At 38.0% G+C, this 21227-nt stretch carries 15 protein-coding genes; 11 read left to right on the plus strand and 4 right to left on the minus strand.

The annotated features are described in order from the left end of the window. Positions 1 to 79 precede the first annotated feature (79 nt). From OLM34_RS06785 to corA, 10 genes are all read left to right on the plus strand, one after another. Complete coding sequence (locus tag OLM34_RS06785; protein WP_264406161.1) at positions 80 to 772, plus strand: NUDIX hydrolase; 693 nt, start codon at positions 80 to 82, stop codon at positions 770 to 772. A gap of 84 nt (positions 773 to 856) precedes the next feature. Next, positions 857 to 1927, plus strand: coding sequence for a glutamine-hydrolyzing carbamoyl-phosphate synthase small subunit (carA, locus tag OLM34_RS06790; protein ID WP_264406131.1), 1071 nt, complete (start codon positions 857 to 859; stop codon positions 1925 to 1927). 66 nt (positions 1928 to 1993) lie between these two features. Continuing rightward, positions 1994 to 5299, plus strand: coding sequence for a carbamoyl-phosphate synthase (glutamine-hydrolyzing) large subunit (gene carB, locus OLM34_RS06795; RefSeq protein ID WP_264406133.1), 3306 nt, complete (start codon positions 1994 to 1996; stop codon positions 5297 to 5299). Between the two features lie 38 nt (positions 5300 to 5337). Beyond that, a complete protein-coding gene (locus tag OLM34_RS06800) occupies positions 5338 to 6243 on the plus strand; it encodes a helix-turn-helix domain-containing protein (protein ID WP_264406135.1) in 906 nt (301 codons plus the stop codon). 5 nt (positions 6244 to 6248) lie between these two features. After that, a complete protein-coding gene (locus OLM34_RS06805) occupies positions 6249 to 7022 on the plus strand; it encodes a creatininase family protein (RefSeq protein ID WP_264406137.1) in 774 nt (257 codons plus the stop codon). Positions 7023 to 7291: 269 nt separating this feature from the next. Next, positions 7292 to 9190: a methylmalonyl-CoA mutase family protein gene (locus OLM34_RS06810; protein WP_264406138.1), complete on the plus strand. Its 1899-nt coding sequence runs from the start codon at positions 7292 to 7294 to the stop codon at positions 9188 to 9190. Positions 9191 to 9193: 3 nt separating this feature from the next. After that, positions 9194 to 10102 carry a prenyltransferase gene (locus tag OLM34_RS06815; protein WP_264406139.1) on the plus strand — a complete coding sequence of 303 codons (909 nt, stop codon included), beginning with the start codon at positions 9194 to 9196 and terminating at the stop codon, positions 10100 to 10102. Further along, the gene (locus OLM34_RS06820; protein WP_264406142.1) at positions 10099 to 10713 is read left to right on the plus strand and encodes a CPBP family intramembrane glutamic endopeptidase; all 615 of its coding nucleotides are present in this window, start codon (positions 10099 to 10101) and stop codon (positions 10711 to 10713) included. Before OLM34_RS06815 ends, OLM34_RS06820 begins: the two co-directional genes overlap by 4 nt. Before the next feature lie 113 nt (positions 10714 to 10826). After that, on the plus strand, positions 10827 to 12977 hold the full coding sequence (scpA, locus tag OLM34_RS06825) for a methylmalonyl-CoA mutase (protein WP_264406144.1): 2151 nt from the start codon (positions 10827 to 10829) through the stop codon (positions 12975 to 12977). Between the two features lie 132 nt (positions 12978 to 13109). After that, positions 13110 to 14174 (plus strand): magnesium/cobalt transporter CorA, encoded by a 1065-nt coding sequence (gene corA / locus OLM34_RS06830; RefSeq protein WP_264406146.1) that lies wholly within the window; start codon positions 13110 to 13112, stop codon positions 14172 to 14174. A gap of 88 nt (positions 14175 to 14262) precedes the next feature. Here corA and hemH read toward each other — a convergent pair whose 3' ends face one another. Genes hemH through OLM34_RS06850 form a run of 4 tightly spaced genes read right to left on the minus strand, consistent with a single transcriptional unit; the run spans position 14263 to position 18745 of the window. Further along, positions 14263 to 15231: a ferrochelatase gene (gene hemH, locus OLM34_RS06835; protein WP_264406148.1), complete on the minus strand. Its 969-nt coding sequence runs from the start codon at positions 15229 to 15231 to the stop codon at positions 14263 to 14265. Between the two features lie 12 nt (positions 15232 to 15243). Then, complete coding sequence (locus tag OLM34_RS06840) at positions 15244 to 16221, minus strand: type I phosphomannose isomerase catalytic subunit (RefSeq protein WP_264406150.1); 978 nt, start codon at positions 16219 to 16221, stop codon at positions 15244 to 15246. Positions 16222 to 16224: 3 nt separating this feature from the next. Beyond that, entirely contained in the window at positions 16225 to 18276 is a 2052-nt protein-coding gene (locus OLM34_RS06845) for an alpha amylase C-terminal domain-containing protein (protein ID WP_264406152.1), read from the minus strand. A 19-nt stretch (positions 18277 to 18295) separates the two neighbouring features. After that, positions 18296 to 18745: a NanQ anomerase/TabA/YiaL family protein gene (locus OLM34_RS06850; RefSeq protein WP_264406153.1), complete on the minus strand. Its 450-nt coding sequence runs from the start codon at positions 18743 to 18745 to the stop codon at positions 18296 to 18298. Positions 18746 to 19554: 809 nt separating this feature from the next. Between OLM34_RS06850 and OLM34_RS06855 the strand changes: the two genes are divergently transcribed. Continuing rightward, the gene (locus OLM34_RS06855; RefSeq protein WP_264406155.1) at positions 19555 to 20985 is read left to right on the plus strand and encodes a PDZ domain-containing protein; all 1431 of its coding nucleotides are present in this window, start codon (positions 19555 to 19557) and stop codon (positions 20983 to 20985) included. Positions 20986 to 21227: the final 242 nt, after the last annotated feature.

Raw genomic sequence — 21227 nt, forward strand, 5'->3', positions numbered from 1 at the left:
ACAAGTTACCGGAGGAGTTGAAAGTTTGTAAAGTAATTTTCGACTTCTCCTTTTTCCAATTCTTATACCTATACCTATGATGAATGCAGATTATTATTTGGAAAACCCAACTTTTTTGGTTGCAGTCGATTGCATTATTTTTGGTTTTAAAGATAAAGAGCTTCATATTTTGCTCACGCGACGTCCGATGGAACCTCTTAAGGGAGAATGGTCTTTGATGGGGGGATTTGTGGAAGATAATGAAAGCCTGAATGAAGCGGCAGAAAAAGTTCTTTTTCGGTATACACAGCAAAAAGGAGTTTATATGGAACAGGTGAAAGCTTATGGGGAAATAAATCGCGATATCGGTGGTCGCGTGATTTCAGTGGCTTTCTATGCATTGGTTCGATTAGAAGAGTTCGATACAAGCTTGGCTGCAAAATATGATGCGCGGTGGGTAAATATTCGCGAACTTCCACCTCTTGTTTTCGATCATAATCAAATGGTAAATGATGCATTGACACTGCTTCGATACAAAGTTTCCATGCAACCTATTATCTTTCATTTTTTTGATAAAAAATTCACATTACCTGCTTTACAGGATCTTTATGAAGCTATTTATCAGATGCCTATAGATAAACGGAATTTTCGCAAAAAGATTGTTTCCATGAATATCCTCGATAAGCAGGAAGAAAAAGACAAGTCTTCTTCCAAACGGGGAGCGTATTATTATGTTTTTAACAAAAAAAAATATGAGGCTTTTTTAAGAGAAGGCAAGCGATTTTCTTTATGATTGAGAAATTGCTTTTTGAAAATTTTTTTCTACCTTTGTACCCTAATATCAGACAATAATCAAATTAAAAATAAAATACGCACTATGTATCGAGGCAAACCTGTGCGATTGATCCTTGAAAACGGAATGGTCTTTCAGGGAAAATCTTTTGGTGCAGAAAAAGCAACATCGGGAGAAGTAGTTTTCAATACCGCAATGGTCGGTTATCCCGAAAGTTTAACAGACCCATCATACGAAGGACAAATTCTTACCCTTACCTATCCAATAATCGGAAATTACGGCGTCCCTGCAAACAGCAAGACCAACGGAATTTCCGATTTTTTTGAATCTGACCGTATTCATGTCAGGGGCCTTATCGTGCAGGATTATTCTCACGAATATTCTCATTGGAATGCGGTAAAAAGTTTGGGAGATTGGATGAAAGAAGAAAACATTCCCGGAATTTATGGGATTGACACGCGCATGTTGACGAAAATACTTCGCGAAAAAGGATCGATGTTAGGGAAAATTGTTTATGATGATGCAGAGGAAGTAGATTATTATGACCCTGCCGGAGAAAATCTTGTAGCGAAGGTAAGCTGTAAAGAAGTTATTGAATATAACTATGGAACGAAAAAAGTGGTATTGGTTGATTGCGGAGTCAAATTAAGCATCATAAGAGAGCTTATTAAGCTGAAAGTCGACCTTATTCGTGTGCCATGGGATTATGATTTTAATCAAATACATTACGATGGCTTGCTCATTTCCAATGGTCCGGGGAATCCCGATTATTGTGAAATTACCGTTGACCATATTCGCGAAGCAATGAAGTTGGATAAACCGATTTTTGGCATTTGCTTAGGAAATCATCTTCTCTCGAAAGCAGCAGGAGCTAAAATATACAAAATGAAATATGGACACCGAAGCCTTAATCAACCTGTGCGTAAATTAGGTACGAACATTTGTTATATAACTTCTCAAAATCACGGGTATGTAGTTGATCAGGATTTTTTGGGTGAGGAGTGGGAACCCTATTTTATTAACATGAACGATGGCACGAATGAGGGTATTCGGCATAAAACAAAACTATTTAGTTCCGTACAGTTCCACCCTGAGGCAGCGGCAGGACCAACGGATACTGAATTCTTTTTTCATGATTTTGTAGAAATGCTGTAATTTTTCAAGGTAAACTAAAGAAAGATTTTAAATAAACGTGCACAAAGAAAAGAAACAATATATACTATGACAGATATAACCAAATCCTCTATTAATGAGGCTTCTACTTTAGAGTCTGCAAATCTGACCAAAAGGGATTTAAGCATTCAGAGAGTTCTTATTTTAGGTTCAGGTGCCTTGAAGATCGGAGAAGCAGGTGAATTTGATTATTCGGGTTCTCAAGCCTTAAAAGCATTGCGCGAAGAAGGGATCGAAACTATATTGATCAACCCCAATATAGCCACAGTACAAACATCGGAAGGTTCTGCAGACAAAATCTATTTCTTACCAGTTACGCCTTATTTTGTTGAAAAGGTGATAGCCCGCGAAAGGCCCGACGGTATCTTACTTTCCTTTGGTGGTCAGACGGCGTTAAATTGTGGAGTTGCCTTGTATGAAAAAGGGATACTTGATAAGTATAATGTTAAGGTTTTAGGAACGCCAGTTCAGGCTATTATGGAAACGGAAGACCGAGACCTTTTTGTGAAAAAGCTGGATCAAATCGGGGTAAAGACCATAAAAAGTATGGCTGTGAGTACCGTCGATGATGCTTTGAAGGCTGCACACTCGCTCGGCTATCCCATTATTGTTCGTGCGGCTTATGCGTTGGGAGGATTAGGTTCCGGTTTTTGCAACAGCGATGAGGAATTGAAAGCGCTTGCAGGGAAAGCATTTGCATATTCAAATCAATTGCTTATCGAAAAATCGTTGAAGGGTTGGAAAGAGATTGAATATGAAGTTGTACGAGATAAATACGATAATTGCATTACGGTTTGCAATATGGAGAATTTCGATCCTCTAGGTATTCATACCGGTGAAAGTATTGTCGTGGCACCTTCTCAAACGCTTACTAATTCGGAATTTCAAAAATTGCGTGAGTTATCCATTCGCATTATCCGGCATATTGGTATTATTGGCGAATGTAACGTCCAATTTGCTCTTGATCCTGAATCGGAAGATTATCGGGTAATAGAAGTAAATGCACGTCTTAGTCGGTCATCGGCTTTAGCTTCCAAAGCAACCGGATATCCGCTGGCTTTTGTAGCAGCAAAACTGGGTTTGGGATACGGACTTTTTGATTTGAAAAATTCGGTTACCAAATCCACGAGTGCATTTTTTGAACCAGCCTTAGATTATATCGTTGTAAAAATTCCTCGTTGGGATTTGGGAAAATTCAATGGGGTTTCAAAAGAGATTGGATCGAGCATGAAGTCGGTGGGTGAAATTATGGCCATCGGGCGTACATTTGAGGAAGCCATTCAAAAAGGATTACGTATGATTGGACTCGGTATGCATGGGTTTGTTGAAAATAAAGAACTGAAAATTGACGATATCGATAAAGCCCTTCATGAACCTACCGATCAGCGTATTTTTGTTATTAGCAAAGCTTTTCGTAAAGGTTATACCATCGATCAGATTCACAATTTGACAAAAATCGACAAATGGTTTCTTTATAAATTGTATCACATTATCGAAACTGCTGAAGAATTAGAAAAATTGTTTCCTGATTCAATCGATTTTAAAAAAGATAGTAATCCTTCTTTCGATGAATTATTAAAAATGGCAAAACAACAGGGTTTTTCCGATTTTCAGATTGCGCGTGCCATCTGGAAAGAGAAGTTGGATGAAGGAAGTCAGGAAGTTATTCGTCAGTATCGTAAAAAACGGGGTATCGTACCGGTTGTGAAACAGATTGATACGTTGGCTGCCGAATATCCTGCGCAAACTAACTACCTGTATTTGACATACAATGGAATGGAGAATGATATCCAATATTTGGGTGATCGGCGTTCCGTAATCGTATTGGGCTCGGGTGCTTATCGCATTGGTTCTTCGGTAGAATTCGATTGGTGTTCGGTGAATGCGTTGAATACGGTTCGTAAGGAGGGTTATCGATCAGTAATGATTAATTATAATCCAGAAACAGTATCCACAGATTATGATATGTGCGACCGTCTTTATTTTGACGAGCTTACATTTGAACGGGTTATGGATATTGTTGAACTTGAAAATCCGTATGGAGTAATCATTTCCGTGGGCGGACAAATACCCAATAATCTGGCTGTCAGGCTGGATAAAGCAGGTGTGAACATTTTAGGTACGCCTGCAAAAAGCATCGATAATGCGGAAGATCGTCATAAGTTTTCCAGTATGTTGGATGAACTTAGAATTGATCAGCCTCGTTGGCGCGAATTGACCTCATTGGAAGATATTCATCAGTTTGTGGAGGAAGTCGGCTATCCTGTATTGGTTCGCCCATCTTATGTGCTATCAGGGGCTGCCATGAATGTGTGTTCAAATGATGAAGAATTGGAAAACTTCCTTCAGTTGGCAGCTGATGTATCCAAACAGTATCCTGTGGTGGTGAGTTCTTTTATTCAGAATGCGAAAGAAATTGAGTTTGATGCGGTTGCCGATAAAGGCGAAATCATCACTTATGCCATTTCTGAACACGTGGAATATGCCGGCGTGCACTCCGGCGATGCTACTATTCAGTTTCCTCCTCAGCGATTGTATGTCGAAACGGCCAGAAAAATCAAGAAGATTTCGCGTCAAATTGCAAAAGCATTGAATATATCGGGTCCGTTTAATATTCAATATTTGGCGAAAGATAACCATATCATGGTTATCGAGTGTAATCTTCGTGCTTCACGGTCATTTCCCTTTGTGTCGAAAGTTCTGAAAATCAATTTTATAGAACTTGCAACAAGAATAATGTTGGGGTTGAATGTGGAAAAACCCAACAAAAGTGCTTTCGATTTGGATTATGTCGGGATTAAAGCTTCGCAGTTTTCTTTTTCGCGCCTTCAGAAAGCTGATCCTGTTTTAGGGGTGGATATGGCCTCTACAGGGGAAGTGGGGTGTCTTGGCGACGATTTTCATACGGCGTTGCTTACGGCAATGTTGTCTGTTGGATACACGATTCCGAAAAAAAATGTATTGTTTTCTACCGGTCCGGCCAAATCAAAAGCCGATTTACTCGAGTCGGCAAGATTGCTTTACGAAAAGGGCTTCAATTTGTATGCAACTGCCGGATCGCAAAAGTTTTTGGAAGAAAATGGCATCCCGGCAACATTGGTCTATTGGCCAAGTGATAATAAAAGTCCGAGTGCTGTGGAACTTATTCAAAACAGACAGATCGATTTGATAGTAAATATTCCCAAAAACTTGACACCCGGAGAATTGAAAAACGGCTATTATATTCGTCGTGCTGCTATAGATTTTAATGTTCCTCTCATTACCAATACCCGTTTGGCAAGTGCTTTTATTCATGCTTTTTGCAAACTGGATCTTGATGATATCGAAATAAAACGTTGGGATGAATATATGTAAGTCATAAATTCTCCCAACTTTTTTCTAAAATTTATTTTATGACGGCTATCGCAAGAGATTCGGTATTGGCTGACGTTCTTGAGCAACATTGCGAATTGATCCCTATTGCAAATCGGTTTGGTATTTTTTTGGGAGTCGGGAACAAAACCATTGACGAAATTTGTTCGCAAAATGGGCTGAGTTCCGATCTGATAGTCACTGTTTTTAATGTGTATATAGACGAAGCTTATTTGCCGAAAAATAAATTGATGTCATTTGATATTGAGCCTGTCGTCAATTATTTTATGCAAACCATTAACTATTACCTTCAGAATGCTGTACCAAATCTAGAAAAACATTTAAATGCTTTTATGGCTCTTAGCGGATTGAAAACCGAGGAGTTGAACATGATTCGCAGCCTATTTTTTCAGTTTAAATCCCAGTTTACGGAACATGTTGAAAAAGGACTTACCTATTTGGAGGACTATCCGCATGAATTGTTGAACGATTTGAAAAATATTCTCATTAGACATATTTCCGACTGGTACAATCAGAATTTATGTTATGCCGTTATCTTTTGGATTGATACGCTCGAAAATGATCTTATTATTCACAATAGATTAAAAAATAAGATATTGAAGCCAAAGATCAAAAAATTGGATCGACTAGACATTTATGATTTGCAACAAGTGATTACTCATGAAAAAAAACAAGAAAAAAGCAATGCCTCTATACTTACAGGACGGGAAATCGAAATACTGAAACTCATTGTACGTGGTTATATCAATAAAGAAATTGCCGATAAATTGAACATTAGTTTAAATACGGTACTTACACACCGAAAACATATTATATCCAAAACAGGAATCAAGACAGTTTCAGGTCTAACTTTTTATTGTATTTCAAACGGTTTACTTTCCTCGGATTTTTTGAGCGGTCAAAATAGGAACAATAATTTAAAATAAGCATAATGAACGGAAAATTGAGTAATGGTTTTTTAGATGCTTCACAAATTACGTGGAGTGAGGTGAGAAAACACGACTATGATGTGGTTGTTTTACCTTGGGGATCCATTGAACCGCACAATTATCATTTACCATATCTTACCGATTGTTATCTTTCTCATCAAATAGCTCTCGATAGTGCAAATGCAGCTTTTGAAAAGGCGGCTGTTAATTGTATGGTTTTGCCGCCGATATATTTGGGCTCTCAAAATCCCGGACAATGGAATTTACCCTTTTGTATTCACGCTCGTTACGAAACCCAAAAAGCAATTTTGTTGGATATTGTAGATGCATTGTATCTGCAAAACTTTCGCAAGTTGGTTATTATCAACGGTCATGGAGGGAATTCGTTTAAAGCTTTGATTCGCGATATGGCACGTATTTATCCTGATTTTGTCATTGTGCTTGTGGATTGGTATGATATCGTTCCGAAAGATGATTTTTTTGAAGAAATCCCCGATGAACATGCCGGAGAACAGGAAACATCGGTTATGCTTCATTATTTTCCTCATTTGGTAAAAATGGTAGAAGCGGGGAAGGGGAATGCAAAACCTATGAAAATTGAATCATTGAATAAAAAAACAGGGTGGATGCCTCGAAATTGGTCGGAAATTACGGAAGATACCGGAATTGGAAATCCCCAAAAGTCTACTGCTGAGAAGGGGCAAAAATATGCCGAGGAAGTGGTCTCGCGCATTGCCGATTTGCTCATCGAACTGAAAGATTTTCACCCGCGTTAACAGGTCGAAATGGGTTTATAATACAGTTAAGAAAAAAATTCTTCTCCAATATAAATATATATAAAGAAGAGAAAAATGCCTGACTCATGTGATACGAGCTCAAATGCAATTTCCTTGAAGAAAAAACGTTTTTTTAACTAAACAATTTATCGTAATTTTGTCAAGTCATTTTAGACTGAATTTGAGGAGGTAATGAATTTTTTCTTTCCTTTTTGAACGTGAACTGATTGATTTCGGAATTCCAAAATAATAAATAGTAATAAATTATTATGAGTAAACAAAGAGAGAAACTTTTTACTGATTTTCCACCCGTTTCCACCGAAGAATGGATGGAGAAAATCATCACCGACCTGAAAGGCGCTGATTTTCAGAAAAAAATGGTATGGAGAACAAATGAAGGTTTTAATGTAAATCCTTTTTATCGTGCTGAAGACATCAAAGATTTGAAATGGACGGACAATCTGCCCGGTCAGTTCCCGTATGTACGAGGCACAAAAAAGGAAAATGTATGGTATGTTCGGCGAGAAATAGAGGTGGATGATTTTCATGCTGCCAACGAAGAAGCAACGTCTTTGCTGAATAGAGGGGTGAATTCTTTAGGATTTCACATACACCGGGAAAATATAACGTCGAAAAATATTGCTGATCTATTAAATGGCATTGCGCCAGACAAGGTAGAGTTGAATTTTACAACAGAAAAAGGCAATGCAGTTGAATTGGCCCGGATTGTTGTAGATTATGTACAGGGTTTGAATTTAGATCCGATGGCCTGTTTTGGTTCAATCGAATATAATCCTTTTTCTGGTATTCTTCAAGAAGGTAACGATAATCCGGATTGGGAAGACAAGATAGTAGAGATGATAAAGATAACAGCTCCTCTTCCGCGATATCGTGCTATTTCTATTGGCGGCAATTTATTTACCGATGCCGGCGCTTACCTGTATCAGGAAATGGGTTTTAGCCTTTCTCAAGGAAATGAGATTTTGAACAAGCTTATCGAAAAGGGTATTAAACCGGATGTGGCAGCAAAAAAGATTAAGTTCGATTTTGGTGTAGGATCCAATTATTTTATGGAAATTGCCAAATTTCGTACTGCCAGATGGTTATGGGCTGAAATCGTAAATGCATACCATCCAGTGTGTACACATGATTGTTCCAATAGAGCAGAAGATGATACCTGTCGATGCGCTGCGAAGATGAATATTCATGCTATTACTTCGAAGTTTAACCAAACGCTGTATGATCCTTATGTAAACATGTTGCGTACGCAGACTGAGGCTATGTCTGCTATTATAGGTATGGTGGACTCACTTTCCGTTCGTCCATTTGATGAAACATTTGAAGTACCCACCGAATTTGGTTACCGCATCGCTGTAAATCAGCAATTGTTGTTGAAAGAAGAATCGCATTTCGACAAAATAACCGATCCGTCGGCCGGTTCATACTACATCGAAAATCTTACAGGTGCATTGGCCGAGCAGGCTTGGAAGCTTTTCCTTGAAACTGATGAAAAAGGTTTTTATGAAGCGTTGAAGGCAGGTATTATTCAAGATGCGGTGAATACATCGGCCGAAGCTCGTTTTAAGGCGCTCTCTAACAGAAAGGAGATTTTGGTGGGTACCAATCAGTATCCTAATTTCAATGAGACGATGGTTGATAAACTTCAAGCGAACCTTTTAGACGAATGCATCGGTAGCAAAGTTGAAGTGGCTCCTCTTAAAAAACTAAATAAAAGTCGTCTTGCCGAACCGTTCAATGACTTGCGCTTGGCAACTGAAAAGAGCGGGAAACGGCCGAAAGTATTTATGTTGACAATCGGCAATTTGGCTATGCGTCTTGCCCGTTCGCAATTTTCAGGGAATTTCTTTGCGTGTGCAGGGTATGAAATTATCGATAATCTTGGTTTCGATACGGTAGAAGAAGGCGTTAAGGCTGCTCGTGAAAAGGATGCCGATATTATTGTTCTTTGTTCAAGTGACGATGAATATGCAACACTGGCACCTCTGGCTTTTGATCAAGTAAAAAATGGAAAAGAAATTTTTGTTGTTGCAGGTGCTCCTGAATGTATGGATGACTTGAAAGCAAAAGGTATCGAGCATTTTATCCATATCCGCAGTAACGTATTGGAAACATTAAAGACATTCAATTCGTTATTGGGAATAGCATAGATCATGGGCAAAGAAAGAAAAATATCGGATTGGATTATTGCTACCCGACCGTGGTCATTTCCGGCTTCAACCATGCCGGCACTGGTAACTATTTCCTATGTGTATTTTTTGAAAAATGAAATAGCAAGTGATATTAACTGGTTTTATGGTGTGTTGGCGTTTATAGGCGCTTGTATTTTTCAGGCGAGCGGAAATCTGATTGGCGATTATTTCGATTTTAAATATGGCGTTGATCGAAAAGAGTCTTTCGGATCAAGTCGAATGCTGGTGGATAGAATTTTCTCCCCCAAAACCATCTTGAATTACGGTATCGTTATGCTCGCAATTGGCATTTTATTGGGATTGTTTCTTTTTGTCCGCACTGGAACCGATTTGCTTTGGATAGGTGGTATCGGCGTGCTTGCAACTTTTTTTTATTATAAACTGAAGTTTGCGGCCTTTGGCGATTTGGTAATTTTTATTGTTTACGGACCGCTTATTGGTTTAGGTACTGCTTTTGTCATGACAAATCAGTTGATGTGGAATGTGGTTTTGCTGAATATTCCGATAGCATTTTTAGTGGTCAACATTCTGCATGCCAATAATATGCGCGATATTCGTGACGATGGTAAAGCTCATATCAGAACACAAGCCATGGTACTAGGGATGGAGAGGGCCAAAGTGCAATATCTTATCCTTGCTGTAGGGGCTTATGTTGGTGTAATACTGATGGTTGTTTTTGGCATGGTCCATCCTTTAACGTTGATCGTTTTTCTTTCATTGCCTGTTGAATTGAAAAATTTAAAACAAATGAAAAAAGCCGAAGTTGAGAATCCTGAGTTCATTAAAAATTTGGATGCTAATTCGGCTCAATTAGTTTTAATTTTTAGTTTCCTGTTTGCAGTAGCGAATTTTTTTGCTGCCGGATTATGAAAAAAGTAATTTTTGCTATTATCGTTGCTGCCGCTTTTTGGTTCATGATGTTTTCTCCATGGACGAAAGAGTACGTAAACTTTTGGATAACCATGGGTATTGCGGGAGTTACGTTGATTTTGATGAGTGCTTTTTTCGGGAAGGATTTACAAAAACATTTTTCTTTCACAATAAAAGATCTTCTTATTGGTATTAGTTCGGCAGCGGTATTGTACGGAGTATTTTATTTAGGTAACATTTTTTCTAAGTTGCTTTTCGATTTTGCTCAAGATCAAGTGTCGAAAATCTATCTGATGAAAGAAGGTGAAAACGAATGGTATCTTGGTCTTTTGCTCATTTTTTTGATCGGACCGGCTGAGGAAATCTTCTGGCGTGGCTATGTGCAACGTATGCTGGAACCAAAATACGGAGGATGGACAGCTTTGATTGTTACTGCATTGGTGTATGCTCTAGTGCATATTTGGTCATTTAATTTTATGCTCATTATGTCTGCCTTGGTTTGTGGTACATTTTGGGGATTGCTTTATAAGTATAATAAAAATTTGGTGACGCTGATAATTTCTCATGCTCTTTGGGATGTATCGGTGTTCGTTTTGTTCCCGATTATCTGAAATGTTCGGAACTTCAACAAATGTGAGTCGCCGAATAGAGTAAGATTAATTTCTAAAATAATTGAATAATAAACAGAAAGCTCTTTTTAAGAGGAAGATAGAATAATAAATTTATGAAACCGAATTTCAAAAACATCGACATTAAGTCGGCAGGGTTCACAACTATTGATGTAGCTAAGTGGGCCGAGGAAAATGAAATTAAAGCCGATTGGCTTACGCCGGAACAAATTCCGGTAAAACCTGTATATACAAAAGAAGATCTTGAAGAAATGGAGCATTTAAATTATGCTGCAGGGATTCCTCCTTTTCTTCGTGGTCCGTATTCCACAATGTATGTGATGCGTCCTTGGACAATTCGTCAATATGCAGGCTTTTCTACAGCAGAGGAGTCGAACGCCTTTTATCGTCGCAATTTGGCAGCAGGACAAAAAGGATTGTCTGTAGCTTTTGATTTGCCTACTCATCGTGGCTACGATGCCGATAATGAACGTGTTGTCGGAGATGTTGGTAAAGCAGGTGTTTCTATTTGCTCGGTAGAAGATATGAAGATATTGTTTGAAGGCATTCCTTTGAACAAAATGTCTGTTTCGATGACAATGAATGGTGCAGTTCTTCCAATACTTGCCTTTTATATTGTTGCAGTACAAGAACAAGGTGCGAAACTCGAGGAGTTGAGCGGAACTATTCAAAATGATATTTTGAAAGAATTTATGGTGCGCAACACATATATTTATCCCCCCGATTTTTCGATGAGGATTATTGCCGATATTTTTGCTTATACTTCCCAAAAAATGCCTAAATTTAATTCCATATCGATATCGGGTTATCATATGCAGGAGGCAGGAGCAACAGCCGATATTGAGTTGGCTTATACGTTGGCTGATGGTATGGAATATTTACGTACGGGTATCAATGCCGGAATCAATATTGATGCATTTGCACCGCGGCTTTCCTTTTTTTGGGGAATAGGGATGAATCATTTTATGGAAATTGCCAAAATGCGTGCGGCACGAATGCTGTGGGCTAAAATTGTAAAAAGTTTTGGTGCAAAGAATCCTAAATCTATGGCATTGAGAACTCACTGTCAGACTTCCGGTTGGTCGCTTACGGCTCAGGATCCATACAATAATGTAGGACGTACGTGCATTGAGGCAATGGCTGCTGCGTTGGGTCATACACAGTCGCTTCACACGAATGCCTTGGATGAAGCAATTGCATTGCCAACGGATTTTTCGGCTCGTATTGCACGTAACACGCAGATATATTTGCAAGATGAAACTTACATTACAAAAGAAATCGATCCATGGGCAGGGTCTTATTATGTGGAGACGCTTACCGATGAATTGGCCCATAGAGCATGGGATCTTATTCAAGAGATTGAAAAACTGGGAGGTATGGCTAAAGCCATAGAAACGGGTATTCCCAAAATGCGCATAGAGGAAGCAGCTGCACGGATGCAGGCTCGGATCGATTCAGGTATTCAAAAAATCATTGGGGTCAATGTGTATTGTCTTGAACATGAAGAACCTATTGATATTTTGGAGGTAGATAATACCGAAGTACGTAAGCAGCAGATTGAGCGATTGAACCGTCTGAGAGCTACCCGTGATAATGAAGCGGTTAAGAAAGCCTTGGATGCTATTACCAAATGTGTGGAAACCAAAGAAGGAAATTTATTGGAATTATCGATTGAAGCAGCACGTGTTCGCGCTACCTTGGGCGAAATATCGTATGCTTGTGAAAAAGTCGTAGGTCGTTATAACGCAGTAATAAGAACAATTTCAGGAGTGTACTCATCAGAAGCAAAAGGAGATGCATGGCTTGAGAAGGCACGTGCGCTCACAGATAAATTTGCGAAAAAAGAAGGTCGCAGGCCAAGAATCATGATAGCAAAAATGGGGCAGGATGGTCATGATCGTGGTGCTAAGGTGGTAGCAACCGGTTATGCCGATTGTGGATTTGATGTTGATATGGGACCGTTGTTTCAAACCCCGGAAGAGGCTGCACGACAGGCTGTGGAAAATGATGTTCACGTCTTGGGTGTTTCGTCGTTAGCCGGAGGACATAAAACGTTAATTCCTCAGGTAATCGAAGAATTGAAAAAACTTGGTCGTCCCGATATTATTGTAATTGCCGGTGGAGTTATTCCTCCTCAGGATTACGATTTTTTGTATAAAGCAGGTGTTGCGGCGATTTTTGGACCCGGATCTCCGGTTTCAAAGTCTGCTTGCGATATTATGCATCTTTTGTTGGATGAGAATTAAAGGACAATTATTCATCCCTAGTGCAGAACAACCGCCTTCGTAATTTGAACGAAGGCGGTTTTTTCTTTCATAAAAGAGAATTATCTTTACGTTGTTTATATTTGTATTCTGTCACCATAAAATCTGATTTTTATGACTTACATCCCTGTAAAACGAAAAGAAGATATTGGTTTGTCGCCATACGAATTGAAATTTCGCGGTGAGAAAAAAACCGATAAGATCTTTATGAATATCATCAGTTTTGATGCGGATAATGTGAAAGAGGTGGAAATTAAGTCAGCCGAAGAATTGCGTTTTTACAGCGATTCTGAAGCTATCACATGGCTGAATATTGATGGATTGCATAATGCAGCATTGATGTCGGAAATTGCTGCAATTTTATCTATTCCAACTTATATTTTGTCGGATGTAATGAATCCTTCTTTACGGCCTCAGGTCGAAGAATTCGATAATGGAATTTTTGTTTCGGTGAAAATGCTCGAATTTCATGATAAGGAACATAGAATACGGATTGAAAATATCAGCTTTATAATGATGGAACATCTCCTGATTACGTTTCAGGAAAAGCAGGGAGATGCATTAAATCCTGTTAAAGAACGAATCCGCAAGCATAAAACGAAAATACGAACATCGGGAACAGATTATCTATTATTTGCATTATTGGATGTCATTATCGATAACTATATTTATATATTGGGAAGATTCGATGAAAAAATTGAAAATGTGGAAGATCAACTAATTTTGAATGCCGACAAGGAAATTCTTGCAGTTATCAACAGTTTAAAACGTCAAATCAACAACTTGAGTCGTGAAATAAAACCGGCAAGGGAAGTAATTATTACGCTTATGAAGTTAGATACTGATTTTATTAGGGAGGAAAACCGAATACACTATAAGGAGCTTCGCGATAATATTAATCAAACAGTGGAAATACTGGATTATTTTCATGAAAGTTTATATGATATGTTGAATATATACCATTCTTCAATGAGTACACGGCTTAACGACATTATGACTGTTTTGACCATATTTTCAGTTATTTTTATTCCTCTTACTTTTATCGTCGGGGTATATGGAATGAATTTCGATTATATGCCGGAATTACATTGGAGATATGGCTATTTTATGATATGGGGTATAATGGTGGCTATCGCTTTGGCTATGTTGTGGTATTTTAAAAAGCGTAAGTGGTTTTGATTATATTTCTCCGGCTAATTATTCGAGAGATGAAAATATGGTCCTCAATTCTCGAAGCAATGTAAATTTGTAAAAGATGAAATTGTTTTTATACTCCCGAAATAATTTTCCAGATGGCTTCTACAAAAGAAGGATCATTGTTAAGAGAAGGAATAAAGGTAAATTTTTCTCCTCCTCCTTCCATGAACAATTTTCTGGCTTCGATATCGATATCGTATAGCGTCTCAATGTTGTCAATAGGGAATCCGGGAGACATTACAACGATTTTTTTCCATCCCTGTTTGGCTATTCCGCTAATATCGGTAGATAAAAATGGTTTTAGCCATCCGCTTCCGCGTTGAGATGCATATAAAAGAACAACGTTTTTTGCAGGGATATGCAATTGATCTAAAAGAAGTCGGTTAGTTTCTTTCAGCTGATATACATAATCGAATTCCTTCCCTTTTTCCCATGCTTTTTCTACTTGACTAAGAGGTAAACTATGGTAACTCAATATCAATTTGTCGAATTCATTTTCGAGATAGGGTTTTGCATGAGTTGCAAGTGCATGGATGTAAGCCGGATGATTGAAATATGGTTTTACGATTTTAAGTCGAAAAGAGTGTGGCCGTTTATAGAATGTATGACCTATTTCATCAATGGCTGTCTGGGTAGTAGCTTGTGCATATTGTGGATAAAGAGGAAAAACTACGAGTTCGTGTATCAGAGGACATTTTGCTTCTAATTTACTGATTGCTTCCGAAAAAGTAGGTTCTCCATACCGCATAGCAATTTCTACCGGGATATTTTTTTTTGCTTCCAGTTCGTCAGCGAGTTTTTGCATGAAATAAAGAAGAGGGGATATTTGGGGATCTTCTTTACGCCAAATTTTTTTGTATTTCTCTGCTGATTTAGAGGCAGAGAGAGGGGCAATGATGTTGCGTGCCAAAAAATCTGACAACCATTCAGATTTTCCCGTAACTAAGGGATCGGACAGCATGTCACCGATAAATTTTTGGACATCGGTTTTTTTATAGCTTGCAGGGGTTCCCACATTTACCAATACAATACCTCGCATAGCTTTTGTGTTTTATTCAATATAAGTTTCCAATATTGTTGTTTTTATAGATGGGATTAATTCCACCGAATTGGTATCAGCAGGTATAAGAAGGGATTCACCTTGCCGCAGTGGAATGAAATTTCCTTTGTTATCTTTAATCATACTTTCGCCTTTTATACAGATATAAATGATGAATGAGTCGAGTTGATTGTATGAGCGTGTCATAGGTTGATCTATTTCTAGTAAATTGGTGGTAAAATAGGGACAATTTACAAGTCTTACTGCTTGATTGAGATGCGGTGTGTATTCTGTTTTATATGAATCATACACCGTATAATCGATGGCATCTTTTGCTAATTCGGTATGTAATTCTCGAGGATTTCCATCAGCATCTTTTCGGTTATAATCATAAATACGATAGGTAATGTCTGAGGTTTGCTGGATTTCGGCAATAAAACATCCGGCGCCTATGGCATGTACCCGACCAGCGGGTATGAAAAACACATCTCCCGGTTTTACGTAATGTTTTTTTAATGTTTCGATAAATGTATCGTTCTTTATTCTTTCGACGTATTCTTCAGGTGTGATGCTTTTTTCAAAACCTGAATATAAAAATGCATCGGGCGAAGCATTAATCACATACCACATTTCGGTTTTTCCGAAAGAATTATGCCTTTTCTTAGCGAGTTCATCGTTCGGATGAACCTGAATAGACAGATTGTCGCGAGCATCGATAAACTTAATCAGTAAAGGAAATGTATTTCCATACTTTTCATATATTTTTTCGCCAACCAACCGACTTTTTTCTTTCAATAGTAGTTCTTCTAGTGATGTTCCTGCAAGCTCGCCATTTGAAATAATGGAGATGTGCCCTGTTACTCCGGATATCTCCCAACTTTCGCCGATACAATCAATTTGAGGCGTTATACGTTTGAATTTACAGATATCCGAACCACCCCAGATAACCGGTTTAAGAATAGGATCAAATTTTAGGGGATATAAATTCATATTTTAGTCTACTTTATGAGGTTCAATTATCGTGTTCTCTGTTTGTATTCCAACTTTTTTTAATACCATCGCTGTACGGGCAGGGAGATACAGCATAAGCCATCCCTTGTTGTGTGGCGCATATAAAGGATCATATTGTGTGAAATGATAAATGCTATCGTCATTAAGGCCAAAACCCCCAAAATTAATATCATCGCTATTTAAAATGATTGCATATTCTCCTTCGGGAGCGGGAATGCCGTAATCTTGATATGAATTTACAGGATGAAAATTGTATACGAAGATTAGGTCTTCACGCAAGTATGCCAACACATTATCGCCATCTTTATCCCACAATTTTATAAGTGTTGTATCTTGAAAATCGGGAACTGATTTGATGAGTTTGATCATCGCTTTGTCGAAATCGGCCAAATAATGATATTTCAGGTTGTGATCATCAACTAAATGCCATTGTCTACGGGCATATTTGAATGACCATCCGTTACCTTCACGCGGAAAATCAATCCATTCCGGGTGACCAAATTCGTTACCCATGAAATTAAGATACCCTCCATTTATGGTAGTAGCTGTAACCAGTCGGATCATTTTATGGAGAGCTATACCACGATTTACTTTTTCGGTACTGGGTACAAGTTTCGACATGTGCCAATACATGTCGGCATCAATTAGTCTGAAAATAATCGTTTTATCGCCTACTAATGCCTGGTCGTGACATTCTGCATACGAAATTGTTTTTTCATCGGCGCGACGGTTAGTCATTTCCCACCAAATGGCTGATGGATGCCAATCTTCGTCTTTCTTTTCGGTGATGATTTTAATCCAGAAATCGGGGATATTCATAGCCATTCGGTAATCGAAACCGTAGCCACCTGCTTCGGGTTTAACTCCCAAACCGGGCATTCCGCTTACCTCTTCGGCAATAGTGACGGCTTCGGTATTCACGTGATGAATGAGTTTATTGGCAAGGGTAAGATAACAAATGGCATCAATATCTTGATTGCCATTGTAGTAATCACCGTAATTGGTGAAAGCGGTGCCTAATCCATGGTCGTAATACAACATGGAAGTCACTCCGTCGAAACGGAATCCATCAAATTTAAATTCTTCGAGCCAATATTTGCAATTGGAGAGGAGAAAATGCAGTACCTCGTTCTTGCCGTAATCGAAACAAAGAGAGTCCCATGCTTTATGGTATCTGCGATTGGGATCGCTGTGAAAATACAAATCGTAAGAACCATCTATACGGGCAATTCCTTCGAGCTCATTTTTTACTGCATGTGAATGCACTAAATCCATAATAACGGCAATTCCCATGTCGTGCGCTGTATCGATCAATCTACGCAGCTCATCCGGTGTTCCAAACCGGGAAGAAGGCGCAAAGAAATTGGAAACGTGATAGCCGAACGATCCATAGTAGGGATGTTCTTGTATGGCCATTACCTGAATGGCGTTGTATCCGTTTTCTTTGACACGGGGCAAAACATGAATTCGAAATTCGTCGTAGGTCCCCACTTTTTCTTTTTCCGTAGCCATGCCTACATGACATTCGTAAATCAATAGGGGTGATTTGTCGGGTATAAAATGGCGGTGTTTGAAATGATAGGGAGATGGGGGATCCCACACCTGAGCGCTAAAAATGTGGGTATTTTTGTCTTGGATTACCCATTTGCACCATGCCGGAATGCGTTCGCCACACCCACCTTCCCAACAGACAAACAGTTTATAATAGTCGAGATGATGAATATGTTCGAGTGGAATTTTTATTTCCCATATGCCGTGATCAAGGCGCTTCATTCGATACGATTCTTTGCATTGCCAGTCGTTGAATGACCCAATCAGAAAGATTTCCGTTGCATGAGGAGCCCATTCTCTTAAATACCACCCCTCATTTGTTTTTTGCAGTCCGAAATAAAGGTATCCGGTTGCAAAATCGGATAAGCTGATTTTGCCGTTCTGAGTCAACTGATTTTCTTTGTTTATAATATAGCTGTATCGACCTTCTATTACGTCTTTATAAGGCTCAAGCCATGGGTCATTTTTAATTATTTCCAGCATAAGAGTTGATTTCAAGGGATTACATTACGGCTACCTTTATGATGATTTTTTTTGTTTCTCCTTCACCAATAAGAGGAGCATGTCCGTCTTCGGGGAAAAAAATTGCAAATTCGCCGGGTAAAATGGTGAAATAAGTCGAAGGAGCATCATTGAAAAATTCGATATCGTTTATTGCATCATATCCTTTTACAGAATTTTTCAAATGAGTTGATGAGCTCCATCCGAAAGTTTCTTTTTGCTTAATAGGGATTTGAATATCGATGTATTTCTGATGTATCTCCAGTTTTGCCTCCGATTTCGTTTTCATTTTTGTTTCGGATACGGAAACTTTTAATGAATCACCCTCAAGTTGGGTTGATCCCGGTTCAATTTTTTCTATGTCCTGTGTTTTAATAAAATCAAAAGCCTTTTTGAATAGCGGATGCAGGGAAAAATAAATCGTTGCATTGGATAAATTATCGACTACCATGATATATATGTTTAAAAAAATAAGACATTCAATTTTACAAATTTACAAGATAATTTTCAATTTACCCACAAAGTTTATTTGATGGGTGAATTCAATTATCAAATGTAACATTGTATCACAAAGATGCAAAAAATCTTTGTAAGAGCGTATCTTAATTCAAAGATTTGCGTGAACTTTCGTTTAGTTTACCTTGCATTTGCCTTATTCGTTTTAATTTTCTCATTTGTAATGCTTCTAAAAATGGGAAATCAAAAACAACCGAAATTGGTATTAGAACTCGTTGTACAGATAAACGAATCAACCCCACTCGGGGTATTTTTTTAATACATCCTTGTTATGGATGTTTACAAAAATAAACATTATTAATAATATTGACTTTATATGCAAAAAACAATAGAATCTTATTCCCCGACTAGAAGAATAGAACCTTAGCTACTGATTTTTAACAATATCTGATAGAAAATAGGCCGGAATGCCCGGAAAATCCGTCGGAGGAATCTAAATTAGTTATTGTTAACACAAGTTTTCAGAAAAAGGATGATTATTGTTCCACCTTTATCAGAAAATTTGAACGGCAATAAAATGTTGAACATTTCCCTTTGGAATTTCCGAAAGGTAGTGAAAAGATTACGCTTAAGCTTGAAAATTTGAGAAGAAATTAAAAATAAAGACAGAAAAATCAGTCGATGATATCGATGCAATCCGGATATAAATTCAAATCTCATGAATAAATCTCCGTTGAAAATTCCTATCTTTGTTTTGTTGAAGAGTTGAAAAAAGATATGCTATATTTAAAAAACGAGAAACGGATGAAAAAAATTATTTTTTCTTTTTTGAGTTTCATGACGATTATTGCAATTAACGCTCAAACAAGCATCGAAACGTGCAATTTGGGTTTTTCTTTCGATATAAGCAGTAATCCGAACTGGGGTGAACATGAACCGGTTATAAGAAGTATCATTCCCGGATCTCCGGCTGCAAGGGCAGGATTAAAGTTAAATGATATTATTATGGAAGTGAATGGAAAAGGAACGTATTTAAAACCTCGCTCCACAATTATGTCATGGTTTGACGAAAACGAAAAAGAAATGGAAATTGCCGTTCGTAACCTCGGGCAACCTTTTCGTCGGGTAACGATCAAAAAAAATTGTCGGCCGAAAAAAGCAATCAGTGAGGCTCAGTTGGCTTCTGTATTTGCATTTTATAGTTTGGAAGATGTTCAAGATCGGCGTTTTCTTATCCCCATAAAAACCACAACCAATCCTAATGCTCAGTTTAGCGATTATCTAACATTTGATTTTGCCCCGGCTCAGGGGGAAACGGCTGCAATTGATGCTCGTATTAATGCCATTTTTGAAACAGTGCTCACAGAACGCGGTCTTTCAAGAGATACCAATGATCCCGATTTTATTATTCAAACCTATTATAGCTATGAAAACAATTCTGCATTCAATCCCAATTCACCTACGTTGAATACTTATCGACCGACGTGGCGCTTCGATATGAGGAACAAGCGAATGGTGAAAATACCTGTCTATTCTCCATCAGAAGCAGTGAAAATCAATGATATTATGTATAATCTGGAATTTGGATATCGGTTTTATGATCGTAAATTTATGGAACCGGGGGAGATGGTATTGATTTGGGAAAGCGAAGTAAAAGAACGTTTGTCGGCTAATTATGGATTAGAAAATTATCTTGAAATGAATTTACCTCTTATCCTTTTGAAATTTCCTTATCCGGGGAATCTCTCTTTAGGTACATATCAGGTAAACCATTTAAAATATAATTATACGGGGATTAATTATAATATGGACGATCTGAAAACCATTGTTTCTGTTGATACAGATTCACCGGCAGATAAGATTGGAATTCAAGCAGGAGATGTGGTAAAACGAATACAGAACCATTCTTTTAATCACGATACCAAATCACTCACTGAATCGTATCGCCATTTTATAGCCGAAACTATGAAGTATCGTGACGAGAGTACACGCTATACTGATGCAAATGGCTTTGATAAGTGTATGTTTTGGAATATCAGTCATTATAATGAAATAGCAAAGGCTTTCGAAAATAAAAGATACAAAACTGCATTTTCATATCTATTTATTTTTAATCAATATGTCGATTGGGAAACTCCCGACATACTTATCATTGAAATAGATCGGAATGGCAAGAGTTTTACTTTTAGTTTGATGCCGGAAATAATTACGCATTCGACTATCCTTGCTTATTGACAATATATGACGATTCTTATTAAAATATTGGCTTTTGAGTAAAATTGAGAAACAAAATCAAAAATATGCTCTTTTATAATATTCTGATTTTCAGTGGCAATTTATTTAATTGCATTTTTTCTCGAAAAAAGTTGTTGAAATATTTTGGAAGGGAAAGGAAAAGTTTCTATCTTTGCACCCGCTTTCCCGATGAAAGGGGGGGCTGAAAGAAAGGGCGCAAGCCGTTTTTTTGAAGAAAAAGA

The sequence above is a fragment of the Anaerorudis cellulosivorans genome, from assembly GCF_025943985.1.
Lineage (GTDB): Bacteria > Bacteroidota > Bacteroidia > Bacteroidales > Dysgonomonadaceae > Anaerorudis > Anaerorudis cellulosivorans.